8 protein-coding genes are annotated in these 13,246 nt (G+C 65.4%); 5 read left to right on the top strand and 3 right to left on the bottom strand.

From position 1 onward, the window contains the following. The first annotated feature begins 126 nt into the window (after positions 1-126). From ABZ815_RS51020 to ABZ815_RS51000, 5 genes are all read left to right on the top strand, one after another. Complete coding sequence (locus tag ABZ815_RS51020) at positions 127-666, top strand: UTRA domain-containing protein (protein WP_357710313.1); 540 nt, start codon at positions 127-129, stop codon at positions 664-666. Further along, positions 666-1,424, top strand: coding sequence for a GntR family transcriptional regulator (locus ABZ815_RS51015; RefSeq protein ID WP_357710311.1), 759 nt, complete (start codon positions 666-668; stop codon positions 1,422-1,424). Before ABZ815_RS51020 ends, ABZ815_RS51015 begins: the two co-directional genes overlap by 1 nt. A gap of 65 nt (positions 1,425-1,489) precedes the next feature. Beyond that, positions 1,490-1,624: a hypothetical protein gene (locus ABZ815_RS51010; RefSeq protein WP_357710308.1), complete on the top strand. Its 135-nt coding sequence runs from the start codon at positions 1,490-1,492 to the stop codon at positions 1,622-1,624. A 744-nt stretch (positions 1,625-2,368) separates the two neighbouring features. Beyond that, a complete protein-coding gene (locus tag ABZ815_RS51005; RefSeq protein ID WP_357710305.1) occupies positions 2,369-3,235 on the top strand; it encodes a ParA family protein in 867 nt (288 codons plus the stop codon). 276 nt (positions 3,236-3,511) lie between these two features. Continuing rightward, complete coding sequence (locus ABZ815_RS51000; protein WP_357710303.1) at positions 3,512-4,111, top strand: hypothetical protein; 600 nt, start codon at positions 3,512-3,514, stop codon at positions 4,109-4,111. A gap of 142 nt (positions 4,112-4,253) precedes the next feature. On the opposite strand, the gene ABZ815_RS50995 is transcribed toward ABZ815_RS51000, so the two are convergent. From ABZ815_RS50995 to ABZ815_RS50985, 3 genes are all read right to left on the bottom strand, one after another. Next, complete coding sequence (locus ABZ815_RS50995; RefSeq protein ID WP_357710300.1) at positions 4,254-5,375, bottom strand: crosslink repair DNA glycosylase YcaQ family protein; 1,122 nt, start codon at positions 5,373-5,375, stop codon at positions 4,254-4,256. A gap of 90 nt (positions 5,376-5,465) precedes the next feature. Continuing rightward, positions 5,466-5,786 (bottom strand): hypothetical protein, encoded by a 321-nt coding sequence (locus tag ABZ815_RS50990; protein ID WP_357710297.1) that lies wholly within the window; start codon positions 5,784-5,786, stop codon positions 5,466-5,468. A 518-nt stretch (positions 5,787-6,304) separates the two neighbouring features. After that, the gene (locus ABZ815_RS50985) at positions 6,305-13,213 is read right to left on the bottom strand and encodes a polymorphic toxin-type HINT domain-containing protein (RefSeq protein ID WP_357710294.1); all 6,909 of its coding nucleotides are present in this window, start codon (positions 13,211-13,213) and stop codon (positions 6,305-6,307) included. Positions 13,214-13,246: the final 33 nt, after the last annotated feature.

The following is a 13,246-nucleotide window of genomic DNA, read 5'->3' as shown; positions in this document are numbered from 1 at the left end:
GCGCGCATCTCTCACGAGGAACATAATGCCTTTCGCGAAAAGCATCAAGGTGACTTGGAGGTAAGAATCCTGATCGCTTACCGTGAAGGGCAGTAAGGTCTCTGCTCTTTGACCAAGGAGGAAGACATGGCAGGACAGCAGTGGATCAGTACGTCAGTGCCGTATCTGACTACTCCACCGGAAGGCAGCGGCGACGCGTGGGCTGCTGAGGCTGCCGCCGAGGGCCGTCGTGGAACTCAGCGAATCCTGGAAGCGGGAGAGACTCTGCCGCCACCCGAAATCGCACGCCTTCTGAGGTTCTCTCCCAGGCAGACAGCTGTAGTCCGACGGCGGGTGATCCTTCTTGACGACGTTCCGCTGGAGCTGACGGACTCCTACTACCCACCCAACATCGCCCAGGGATCGGCCCTCGCAGACCCGAGGCCGATCCGGGGAGGCGCGGTCTCGCTGCTGGCCACGCTGGGACATGTGGGACGACATGTGGTGGAAGAGGTAGGCGCCCGACACGCCACCGACCTTGAGCGCGAGACCTTCGACCTGGCTCCAGCAAGTCCTGTCCTGGTGCTTACTCGCGTGGTCCTGGACGCCCAAGACCAGCCCATTCAGGCCGACATGATGGTCACCCCGGCCAGCGCGCAACGGCTGCGCTACGAAATGATGATCTGATGAGCGCTCGCCGAATCGTTGATCCACGACCGATTCATCAGCGGATCGCCGCTGCACTACGTGAAGAGATCTTGTCGGGCGAACTTGCCGCTGGGGCCAACTTGCCATCAACTCTCCAGCTCACCGAGCGTTTCGGCGCCTCCAACGCGACTGTGCAGAAGGCACTGAAACTGTTGAAGGAGGAGGGCCTGGTAGTTGGCCGGGCCGGAGCAAGCGTCAGTGTGCGTCACCATCGCCAGCGCACCATACGGCCAGCTGACTTTGTGGCGCCGGCGGCACCGAACGAGCCCTATCCCTGGATTGCCAAGGCCAACCAGCGCGGCTGGCAGGCCAGCAGCAAGCTGCTGGAAGTCGGTGAGGAACGGCCTCCACACGATGTAGCCGCGGCGTTGCAGCTCACCGAAACCGGCACCGCCGTCCTGCGCAGGCAACTCCTCATGCTGGATGAAGAACCGGCCGAACTCGTGACTTCCTATTACCCCATGGCGATCGCCGCTGGCACCGCTCTGCTGGAGCACCGAAAGATCCGGGGCGGAACACCGACGCTGCTGGCCAGCATGGGTTACCCGCCTCGAAGCTGTGTGGATCATGTCTCGGCACGCGTGCCCACCCAAGAGCAGTACGAGCTCCTGGAATTGCCTAGCGAACTGCCGATTCTTCGCACGTTTCGCGTGGTCTACAGCAACGACCAACGTCCCATTGAAGCCACGATCATGGCGAAGGCCGGACACCTGTACGAGTTGCAGTACGAGTTCTGATCCTCCATCACGAACAGCTGATCAGCGGAGCGGTCTGGGATGTTGAATACACCTGGTCGGCGGTGATGGATACGCCGACGTCGCCCGGCAGAACGCCCTGGGACGCCCCGGACGCCCTGCTGCCACATGGCCGTCAGCCGATGGCCGCCGGTCCCCAGGAGGAGGCCCGCTCGCTGGTCTCGGCCGTGCTGGCTGGCTGAGGCTCAGGAGCTCCCAGGCGCGGGCCACACGAGGGCGCGCCGCGAGCCGTCGAGGGCCTCGGCCCACCCGGTGATCTCGGCCCTGCGCGTTGATGGCATTGGCCATCGTGGCGGTGTCGGTCGCCGTGGCACCGGCCAAGACCGCCGCGTGGGCGGCGGTGCCGCCCCCCGAGAAGGTGTGCATGCCGGCGATTACGGCGGCGACGCCGTCGTCGCCGTAGCCGGTGCCGCTGGTGCCCACGACCCGAGCGGCATATGAACGGTCGACACCGAGGGGACGGACCTGCTCCCTGTAGGAGCGAGCCCTGGCGATGCGCCCGGCTACGCGTCCGATCTCCGGTGGCCGTCGAAACGAGCCGCAACATATTCGAGAAGCTGGCCTCGAAAGAGGGAGGCACTCGGCGTGCTGGCCATCGAGATTAAGCAAGCCCGTCACCGCGTGAGGTACTCGAACCCACCACCACGACGCTGGCCCACGCATCGCGTCGGGCCAGCGTTAGCTCCGGAGCACACCACCGCTGGCGTGTGGCACGCTGGGCGAGACTGCGTCATCGCCCTGATCAGCGACATGACTGCCCCTTTCCCTCGTACTTGGTCTGCCCCATATGAAGGTCAGAAGGACCGCTTCCTCGCTGGAGGCGGCCTTTCTGCGTGACCGCCAATCAGGACCTCTCTAGGATGTCGCGTGTGTCGCTGACGCGCTGGACGCGCCGATGGCGCCACGTCATCACAGGAGGAAGCCCAATGACCGCATCACAGCGACGAGCCAAAAGGGTCGCCGTCGCCAACAACAAGGGCGGCACAGGCAAGACGAGCAGCACAATCAATCTTGCCGCAGCCCTTGCCGAGGCCGGATACAACGTCCTGGTCATCGATCTAGACCCTCAGGGTAACGCGGGACGCCGCCTCGCCCTTGCGGCAGATCCGGCGCAGCCGACCGTCTCTGACGTTCTGAAGACGCTGGCAGAGCGGCCGGATGCCAGCCTAGAGGGCTGTGCGGCCGACGCATTCGCTGAGATCGGCTGGCCATCCCCCTACAACGAGCGGATTACCCTTCTTCCTTCTCGAACTGATCTAGAGAACCGGGCCATGCTCGAAGCTGGCCAGTTGGGTGCTGTTCACCGCCTTGAAGTCGCCCTCGACGGCGCCGATGATGAGCTGGACATCGTCCTCATCGACTGCCCACCAAATCTTGGACATCTCACTCAGCTGGCACTCGCGGCCGCGGACGTAGCCCTGTGTGTGATGGATCCCGAATTGGACGGGATCGAAGGCGCCATGGCCTTGCGTGACTTCGTCGCCAACAACCGGAAGAAGCTAGGCAACTCAAGCCTCGAAGTCGTGGGTTACATCGTCAACCGGGTTGACACGCGTACCGGCGCTCACAAGTTCCAGGTCGAGGAGTCGATCCCGGAAATCTTCGGGCAAGACCTGTGGCAACCACTTCTGCCTGAGCGTGTTGCCATTAAGGACGCGGCCGACGCTGATCCCCCTCGGCCGCTGCGCGCATTGGGGCGAGACGGCGAAGAGATGGCCTCCCGCTTCGACAAGCTCGCGGCGCAGTTGACCGCTCGGGTTGGGCTTGAGGTGCCGACAGTGGAGGTGAGCTAGATGGCGAAGCCTGCACGTGGTCGGCCAACCAGGGAGCCACGAATCGTCGCGACACCGGAGCCTGTGGCAGCAGGTGACCAGGTCGCTGTCCCGAAGCCTGTAACAGCAGACGGCCCGATGAGCACCTCGCCAGAGCCGTCGGCCGCTCCGCCGCCAGACCTTGCTCCTGAACCGGCAGGTGTAGCTGGCGTAGTCCTGCCCTCTGCGCACCTATCGACGCCAGCCCTTGCTGGGCCCGCCCCCGACGCGTTCGTGGAGAAGGTGTCACGTGGCGATGTGCCGACCCTAGAGGACTGCGAGAAGCACATCACAGCGATCACCACGCAGTGGTTGCTGGCGATTGGCCGCGCACTAGCCGCCATTCGCGATCATGAACTATTCCAACAGAAGGGGTACACGTCCTTCACGGCCTACATCAAGGCCGAGCACCCTTGGCACCCCTCGTACGTCTCTCGAGTCATTGCCGATATTCCCGTGGTCGAGGCACTGGCAGAGCATGGCGTGGATCGCGATCTGAACGAGGGGCAGGCCACTGCTGTACGACCGGTGTTGGAATCTCACGGACGAGACGCTCTGTTTGAGGTGTGGGACTCCACCGAAGGCAAAAGATCCGCTGCCGCTCTAGTCCGAGTGGCTCGCGCCAAGGGCTATCTCCCCCCAGAGGCGGCTAGCGAGCCGGGACGGGAAGAAGGGACCTACTCGAAGAATCTGGCCCAATTTCGCCAGTTCGCCGAGCTCGTCAGCTCCGGCGAAGGAAGGCGTCTGATCGAGGCCGCCAAGGAGGACCCGGACTGGGGCAAGGGCGCACTCCTTCCAACACTCAAGCAGGCCGTCTGGATGCTGGAGTCGGAGTTCAGCGACATCAGCCCAACTTGATCTTGATGACAAATTTGTCATCAAGATCAAAGGGTGTTTTGTCGCCTGCGCCCGACGGACAACCCTTGACGCCGCTCGAGCCTCACCCCGACGATCAACTGGAGCTCTTCGACCTCCCTCCATAAGCGCCGGGCGGCCATCATCAGGGGCTGTGATCGAACCGGAACTCGTCACAGCCCAGTTGTTTGGCCAGGCGCTGACCCGCCTGCAGGACCAGGTCGTGGTCAGGGGCCGGGCCGGGTTCGTGGTGCATGACAAGGGTGCGCAGAACTGCTCCGTCACGCATGAGATCGGCTCGTCCGATCATGCGGGTTCCGGCCAGGAGCGGGGTGACGTAGTAGCCGAAGCGGCGTTTGGCCGGCGGTTTGTAGGCCTCGAAGGTGTAGTCGAAGCTGAACAGCCGCCGGGTGCGGTCACGGTCCCAGATGAGGTTGTCGAACGGGGTCAGGAAGACCGGTTCGGCCGGCACGGGTGCGCGCTCCAGCGTCGCGGGGTGGACCCAGGCCGGCTCGTCCCAGCCCTCGACGGTGGCGGGTAGCAGGCTGGTGTCGGTGAGCGCCTGGGCCGCGGCGGCGCGGGGGAGGCGGAAGTACTCGGTCAGGTCGGCGGTGGTGGCCACGCCGTAGACGCGGGCGGCCTTGTCCAGCAGCGCGATGAGGCTGTCGTGCTCGTCGGGGCGCGCGTGCAGAAGGTCGGCGGGGACGCGGCATTCGGCCAGGTCGTACACGCGTTTGGCGCCGCGGCGGGCGGCGGCGATCAGGACGCCGGTCCACACCAGGTACTCCGCAGCCCGTTTGGCGTCCGACCATCCCCACCCAGAAGACTTGCGCTCCCCGAGGGCTTCGATGTCGCTCAAGGTCACAGGGCCGTGGACCTCGACCATCTGCCTCACCCGGTCGCACAGGGCAGGCTCGGGCGCCCAGGAGACGCGGGCGGTGCGCTCGCGCATGAAGGTCCACAACGGCCAGTCGGTCATCGGCAGCAGGCACACGGCGTGCGCCGCGCTCTCGAACACCGTCGCCGGTCCTGCCGGGCTCCACAGCTGAGCGTCGATGGCGTCGCGGCCCTGCAGGTGCGGGGCGCGGGCCAGGCAGACCAGCCGGTGGGCCTTGTCCACCCGCTGGATCGCGTCGAGCTGGATGGCGCCCAGATGGCTCAGCACGTCCAGCGGCTGGATGAAGGCGGCGTCGCCAGCCAGGCCCTGCCCGGCCACGGCCAGCTCTCGCGCCTGGGCCCGGGACAGGTGCAGCCCGCGGTTAGGCATGGAAGCTCACCGCGTGCGGGCGCGCTGCCGACCAGGCCTGGCGGGCTTCGCTGCGCGCGCCTGGCCTCTCGGCGTGGGATTTGGGGGTGGTCATGTGGCGGGCACGTCTTCCTGTTCGACGGTGGCGGCCAGGCCGGCGTTGGGCGAGCCGACGACAGAGCGGCTCAGGGCTCGCAACGCCACGGCGATCAGCAGGACTCCGGCCAAGCCGGCGCCGGTCAGGGCCGAACTGTAGTCGTTGCTCGCAATCAGCAGGCCGCCCAGAGTGATACCGATGATGTAGCCGACGTCGTTGCCGACGGCCACCCATGCGTTGGCCTCATGCTTGACACCTGCGGGCAGTTCCTGGTCGATCAGCAGGTAGGAGTTGATGTACAAAGGCGTGACAGCCAGCCTGGCGGCCACCGGCACCGCCGCGACACTCCGCGGGGGCGGGCCACCAGCAGGGCAATCACGGGCCCGCCGTACATGAAGCTGAGGACGGCTTGGCGCCACTACTTTGGGGCTGGTCGCGTGGACCCTTGTGGAAGACCTCATCCCTAAACCTCATTTTCTGGGGTGCCGAGATGCGGATCAATAGTCCACATATCTGACCAAAAGATCAGATTCTCCATAGATACGTCAACAAGAGCCAGCGAACGCCTGCCATCATTTAGGTAAATTCCAATCAGCCTAACTTCACTAGCCTCGCAGTCGGTTAGGAAACGGACGAGTCTATTTACTTCAGAGGTTATGCGACGTCCTGGAGTGAGGCGCCGCAATCTCCGTCCGTATGTCCGCCGAAGCTCCTCAACGCGAGTCAGCGAACACTCATCCTCAATATAGGCAACTTTATCCAGAAGGTCGGAAAAGCTTTCTGGAACCACGCTTCGCTCTATGGCCTGAATGGCCATTTCCCGAAAAGCTTCAACTCTCATGGCTCAACCCCGTTAGCAACCAGGTGTGCGCCAGGGCCCCCCGCCGATACTGATGTCCGCTCCAGTCTGGACTCCCGCGATGAGGATTTCGCTCTCATCGTAGATGTCAGGCGATTCGAAAATCCTATTAGGCGATACGGCGCTCTTGCGAATTCTCAAAACAATCCCCGGAAGTCCCATCTCCTCTGCCGCGTCTCGGGCTACCCCATCGAGATCGGTTGTCCACGACGTAAACTTGCTCCTCGTGTTTCCGCCGTTATGGCTGGCAGGATCGCTATGACCACCGAGTGGCGGCGCTATTCCGCGAAGCGCATTCTTGTAGAACCAATGCCCCTCAGGGATTCCTCTGTAAAGATATTCGTCATCTTCTCCGTCGTTGTGGACAAGGATAGCTTGGTCCCCTGCCACCACGTGGTACGTGTGCAGGCCATCGACAGTGAGGTTGTGAACCTGTTGGTTGGCGGTCTGTGCCGCGACTGCGACAACTTGGACGTAGGTGCCTGCTGAAGTTTGCAGCCACATGCCTGGCTGCAGTCGGCCGGCATCGACCCATAGACGCAGCGCGGGCACCCAGAAGGGGTGGTTGCTGGTGGCCGTGATGGTACCGGTTGCGGTTCCTGCGGGGCCGTCGACATCGATGGTGAGCTTGACGAGGTGTTTGATGCCTTCGCCTGTGATCAGAGCGGTGACGGGTTCGGCTTGGGTGCGGCTGCTGCGGGGGTCGGTGGCGATGACTCGGTCGCCGATCTTGATGTCTTCGATGGCTTTCGTGCTGCCGTCTGCCATGAGGACCTTGGTGCCGGAGACAAAGCTGTTGGGTGGGTTGCAGGTGTAGATGGGAGGCGGTGGGGGGTCGCCGTAGTCAGGGGTGCTGTCGTCACCTGATGGGTCGACAGCAGCCACCCCATCGGCGCAGCTTCCCGCGGTTCGAGGGCCTTCATCGCAATTGATGATGGGGTCACGGGTGTCGCCGAACTGGTCGCCAGGTACTCCGAAGTCCGTCCCGATGCCGACGGAGCCGCGGTCCCAATCGGTGCCCTCGATGTCCCAGCAGGGCATTCCCGCCTTACACACGACTCTTTTTGGCGCGGGTACGTTTCTTTCTCCCTGTGACCCTCTCTTTTCCTGCTCGCGCTTCTTCTTGTCGTTCTTCTTCGGGGTTGGCGGTGCGGGGGCTGGCCTTCTTACGCAGTTGGTCTGACAGGTGCCGGTAGGGGACTGAGCTTTGGGCTCATTCCTTGCCTTCGTTGAGCCGGTGCTCTTGGCGGGGGTCTTCGCAGGCTTGGGTTGTGGCCTCGGCTCGCGACGGTCGTCGCCGTACGGACTACTGTTGGCAGCTCCGACGCCGGTGCTCTGGCGGGAAGAGGCGGAACCGGTTCGCCTTCGTGTGCTGGCTTTGGCTTTTGCTCCTCCCTTTCCGCTGGTCGTGGTGGAGGAGTTGGTCTTGGGCGAGGTGTTCGTCTTGGGCGAGGTGTTCGTCTTACCGTTTGTGGAGCTGTTGCCGCCACTGGCGCCCGGCCTGGTGATGCTCTTCACGGGGGTGCCGTTGATCGTGGTACGCGGAGCGACCCATTTTGGCGGCAAGAACAATCCAGGGCCCCCGCCGCCGGCATCCATACGATCTTGATGGCCGGACGGGTCCGTGCGTGCGACAGGGTTGCCGCTGGCGTAGGTGTAGCGGTTGGCCTGAATGGACGGTACCGGTGCCAGAGTCCAATCATCTCGACCGATGAATGTCCCCGCTCCAGGCTCATACCAGCGGGCATGCATGTTGACGGTGCCGGTGTCGGGGTCGGTGTATTCGCTCTGGTAGCCGAGGCTGGACTTGGCACCGGTCTGGGCGATGACCTCGCCGTAAGGGTTATAGGTGGTGGTGCTGGACAGAGCGGCGCCGGAGAAGGTGCCGACCAGATCGTCGTGGAGGTCGGTCAGCGCTCCCGCGGCCGGGTTGCCGCCTTCCTTGACGCTGGTCAGCGTGCCGAACGGGTCGCGGCCGTAGGAGTTTTGGACGGTGCCGCCGGCGTCGGTGATGGCGATGATGTCGTTGTCCAGGCCGGCGTAGACGAACCGCTGCTTGGCGCCGTTCTTCTCACGGGTGGCCAGGCGGTCGAACGGGTCGTAGGTGTAGGTGGCGTCGCCGTCGTTGATGAGCCGGTCGAAGGCGTCGAAGGTGAGGTTGCGGGTGGTGCCGTTCTTGGTCTGCGTGGCCAGGGTGCCGCGCGGGCTGTAGGTGTAGGTGCTGCCGTCGCCTTCGGTTAGGCGGTTGCGTTCGTCGTAGGTGAAGGTCTTGGTGCCGGCCTTGGTGCGGTTGCCGGAGGCGTCCCAGGTGTAGCTGGTGGTGGTGCCGTCCGGGCCGGTCCAGGAGGTCAGGCGGCCCGCCTGGTCGTAGCCGTAGGTGTTGGAGCCGGCGCCGGCCAGGCCTGCGGTGGTCTTGGAGGTGAGGTTGTCGTCCTTGTCCCACCCGTAGGTGATCTTGGAGAGCTGGCCGCCGCTGCTGTTCTTCAGGGTGTGGGTGAGTGGCCGGTCCAGGGCGTCGTAGGTGTAGGCCTGGGTGTTGACGGGGTTGGCCGAGGTGATGGTGGTCAGCCGGTCGGCCTTGTCGTAGTCGTAGGTGTTGGTCCGGCCGCTGACCGGGTCGGTGACGGTTCTGAGCCGGTTGTTGTTGTCCCAGGTGTAGGTGGTGGTGCCGGTCACGTCCACGCGCTGGGTGGGGTTGCCGAGCGCGTCGTAGGCGAAGCTGCTGATGGGGCTCGATGGGGTGGAGACCTTGGTCAGCAGGTTGCGGTCGTTGTACTCCAGGGTGTGGTCGCCCACGCTGGTGGCGCGGTCGGCGAGGTCGTAGCCGTAGGTCTTGTCCTGCGCGACGATGCCGGCGCCGGAACCGCTGATCTTGGTGAGGCGGCTGAGGTTGTCGTACTGCCGGTCCAGCCGGACACCGCCCGGCTTGATCAGCGCGGTCTCGTTGCCCGCGGCGTCGTAGAGGTGTGTCCAGGTGCGGTCGGCTAGGTTCGGGTGGGCGGTGGTGGCCGGCTCGGTCAGGGTTTCGATCAGGCCGAGGGTGTTGTAGCTGGTCCAGGTGGCGTTGCCGCGGCCGTCGGTGAGGCGGGTGCGGGCGCCGGTGGCGTCGTAGCCGAAGCTGGTGGTGATCGACTCGCTGGCGGACACCGGTTCGACCAGTTCGGTGAGCAGGTTGGTGGCGTCGTAGCTGCTGCGGGTGACGTGGCCCTCGCCGGAGGTGTATCGGGTCACGTTGTCGGCGGCGTCATACCCCAGGCCGATGCTGCGCACTGTGGCGCCGGCGCTGTCCAGGCTCTTCACACCGGTCAGCCGTCCGGCCAGGTCGTATTCGCCGGCGGTGGCGTTGCCGAGCGCGTTGGTGACCTTGGCGGGGCGTCCGGCCAGGTCGTAGGCGTAGCTGGTGGTGTTGGTCATCGGGTCGGTCACGCCGGTCACCTGTCCGGCCGCGTCGACCTCGTAGCGGATGGTCGCGGCCGCGGGGCCGGGCAGGATCGCCTTGGTGAGCACGCCGGCGTCGTTGTACTCCAGCTTGGTGGTGTAGGTGGCGCTGGCGGGCTTGCGTTCGACCGCGGTTTGGGTGATCTGCCGTCCGAGGTCGTCGTAGGTGGCGGTGGTGCGCGCACCGGTCGGGTCGATCGCCGCGAGTTCCTCGCCCGCAAGGTCGTACTCCGAGACCCACTGCCCGGCGGCCTGTCCCTGCGCAGCCGGAGGGTCGGTGACGCGAACGGGATCGTGCAAGGCGTTGTATTCGATGGTGGTGATCTGACCGCGCGGGTCGGTGACCTTCTTCAGGCGGCCGGCCGCATCATAGGCGTAAGCGGCCTGGGGGGTGACCGCGCTGCCGCCGGGCGGCGTGTAGGGCATCGCGGTCAGTGACGTGCGCCGCCCCATCCGGTCGAACGCCGATGTGGCCTGGCGCCCCTCGGCGTCGATGACGTGGGTCTGCCGACCGGCGCTGTCGTAGCCGATGCGCATCGTGGGGCGCCCCTGCTGAGCGCTGCCTGCCTTGTCGATCTGCACCGCAGGCTGCTTGGCCTCGATCAGCTGACCCAGCAGGTCGTATCGGAGGGAGGTGGTGAACTTGGCCGGGTCTGCGCCCGGGAGGTTGCCGCGCGGGTCGACCTGTTCGCGGATCAGGCCGCGGTCGTCGACCGTCCAGGTGCTGGTGAGATCCTCGGCGTCATTGTCGATCGTCTGACGGACGAGGTAGTTCTCCTTGTTGTAGGCGAACTCCGTCGTCTCGACCCGGGTGGTACCGGCTGCCGACCGCTTGGTCGCAAGGATGTTGCCGTTGGCGTCGTAGGTGTAGGCGGTCTTGCGGGCCAGCTTGGCCGGGTCGAAGGTCTCCGAGGTCAGCTGACCGGCCGCGTCGTAGACGTAGTCAGTGGTGGTGATGAAGGTGGTAGCACAGCCGCCGGTCGGCTTGGTAGCGCAGCCGGTCTGCTTCTTGGTGAGGTTTCCCGCTGCGTCGTAGGTGTTGGCCTCCAGCACCACGTCCTTGGGCGGGTTGGGACCGTTGAGCCGGACGTCGTCGCCGATCACCTGGGACAGCAGATCGTCGGCGTAGTAGGTGTAGGAGGTCTTGCGCTGCATCGCGTCGGTCTTGGCGGCCAGGCGCCCGCCGGGGTCGTAGGAGAACTTCTCCAGCGTGATCTCGGTGGCCGGCTGCGGGCTGACCGGGCTGCCGGTCCAGTTCTTCAGCGTCCGCGTCTCCAGCTCACCGCGTTTGGTGTAGGTGTAGCCGAAGACGGAGCCGAGCTCGTCGGTGAGCGTGGTCTGCAGCCCGAGCTTGTCCCAGGCGGTGCGGACCACGCCGCCTTCGGCATCTGTACTGGTCTCCTGATGACCGTAGGCGTCGTAGGTGTAGGTGGTGGTGCGTGTCGGATCGCCACCGGTCACATCGGCGAAGGTCTCGGTGAGAGTGTTACCGTCCGGGTCATAGCCCCAGGTCGTCTTCGCCGTGTGCGTGACACCACTGACCTCGTTCTTCACCCCCGGCGCAGTCTGTGTGGCCAGGCGACCGAGGTTGTCGTAGGTGAAGCTGGTCTTCACTCCATCCGGTACGGCGGCAGAGATCTGCGTCTCCGCGGTGGCACGCCCCAGGGCGTCAGTCTCGAATTGGGTGACCATGCCTTCCGGGTCGCGCTGCTCGGCTAGGTCACCGGCCGCGTTGTACTTGAACGCTGTGGCATTGCCCTTGGCATCAGTACTCGTCTTGACCAACCCAGCTGGCGTGGTGCCGCCGCCCACCGCGGGTTCGGTGCCGTCGGTGTAGGCCAAGATCGCCGAGCGGCCGTTGGGGAAGTCGAGGGTGGCCGGAGTGGTCTGCTTGGTCTGCTCGCCGTAGGCGTTGTACTCCACCTTGGTGGCGTAGGTGTTGTCGGTGCTGCTGGACGAGCGGCCGTCCCGGACCGCGATCAGCCGGTCGTTGCGGGGGTCGAAGTCGTTGTCCTTGTTGACGTTGTACTCATACCAGCGCTGGCCTTCGATCACCGTGGTGGTGTCGCCCAGTTTGAGACAGGTGAAGAACGGGCCATCGTCGGCGGCCGCCTGGGGCAGTGTCACCGGGTCGCAGCTGTGTTCGGACAGCAGGTTGCCGCGTTTGTCGTAGCTGAGGTCGGTGACGATCTCGTTGGGGTCGGTGATCTGGTGCAGGTAGCCGGCGGTGTCGTAGACGTAGGTGGTCTTCTGCCCGAGTTGGTCGGTGCGGGAGGTTGTCCGGTAGCCGCGCCAGGCGTCGTGCTCGGTGGTGGTGGTCCCGCTTTGGGGGTCTGTGACGGTGATCGTCGACTTGCCGTTGGTGGTGTCGACGGGCGTGGCCTCGCCCAGCTTCCACGTGCCGCCGTGCTGGTCGGTGTGAGTGAGTAGCCGGTCCTTGGCACCGTCGTAGGTGTTGTCCGCCCACACCCGGCCTGACGGCAGGGTGATCTTCTTGAGCAGGTGCGGGGCCGCCAGCCGGGCTCCGTAGTGGTCGCTGACCTCGGCGGCGGCCAGCGGCCGGTCGTAGAGGGCGACCTCGTCGATCTGACCGGTGAAGCCCCAGGGGGTGTAGTACTCGCCCGGGTCCTCCGGCGCGGTGGCGGGGAAGTCGGGTGTGGTCAGACCGTCGCCTATCAGCGCGAAGGCGAGCCAGTTGTGGTCGATGGGCCCGTTCAGCGTGCCGACCGCGGCCCCGTCGACGTACAGGCTCTGCGTGTTGCCGGTGCCGGCCAGGACCGCGTGGTGCCAGCGGTTGTCGGTGACCGCGGCGGAGGTGGTGATGGGGGCAATGGTCTCGTTGCCGTTGGCGGCCAGGACGCGGAACTGGCCGCGCAGCTTACCGTCGGTGCCCACGTACAGCAGCGGGTTCCCCCACCGGCCCCCGCCCGCCCGAGCCAGCCCGGGGAACAACCAGGGCTCGGACGGGGCGGCGTAGGCAAGGACTCCGGACGTGCTGGTCTTGAACCACAGCTCCAGCGACAGCTGGTTGTTCAGCCGGGCGATCGCCTTGTCCGGCAGGCGCAGCTGCGATGCCCCGGTGAAACCTGCGGCGGTGTCCGTGGACCCGGCCAGCGCTCCCGGCTGGGCCAGCGAAACATCGGCGTAGGTGGCCGGCCCCGCCCCCCAGCCGAGGCTTTTGGCCTCCGTGGTGGGCTTCGGCTCACAAGCCGGGGGGTAGATCGCGCAAGTGGGATCGCTGGTCGGTATGGGTGCCGGTTGCATGGCCGGTTCGCCCAGACGCCAGTAGCCGACAGGCTCGTCGTCCTCCACGATCCCCCGGTACAGCGAGCCGGTGGTGTAGCCATAGGTGGTGCAGTTCGGCGCCGTTCCCGGGGTACAGGCGGTGATCAGCTTGTCGCCCTCGTAGGTGTAGGTCCACGTCAGCGCGGCCCCGTTCACCGGATCGGTGGTCACGGTGGCCACGTGGGCGCCATTCCAGGTGAACGTCAGCGATCT

It is taken from the genome of Nonomuraea sp. NPDC047529 (genome assembly GCF_040642995.1).
Taxonomy (GTDB): domain Bacteria; phylum Actinomycetota; class Actinomycetes; order Streptosporangiales; family Streptosporangiaceae; genus Nonomuraea.
This window is presented reverse-complemented; position numbering and strand designations above follow the sequence as displayed.

Coding starts and splice junctions, on each gene's coding strand:
- ABZ815_RS50995 (WP_357710300.1), bottom strand. CDS start 5,375: ATGCCTAACCGCGGGCTGCACCTGTCCCGGGCCCAGGCGCGAGAGCTG.
- ABZ815_RS51005 (WP_357710305.1), top strand. CDS start 2,369: ATGACCGCATCACAGCGACGAGCCAAAAGGGTCGCCGTCGCCAACAAC.
- ABZ815_RS51010 (WP_357710308.1), top strand. CDS start 1,490: ATGGATACGCCGACGTCGCCCGGCAGAACGCCCTGGGACGCCCCGGAC.
- ABZ815_RS51020 (WP_357710313.1), top strand. CDS start 127: ATGGCAGGACAGCAGTGGATCAGTACGTCAGTGCCGTATCTGACTACT.
- ABZ815_RS51015 (WP_357710311.1), top strand. CDS start 666: ATGAGCGCTCGCCGAATCGTTGATCCACGACCGATTCATCAGCGGATC.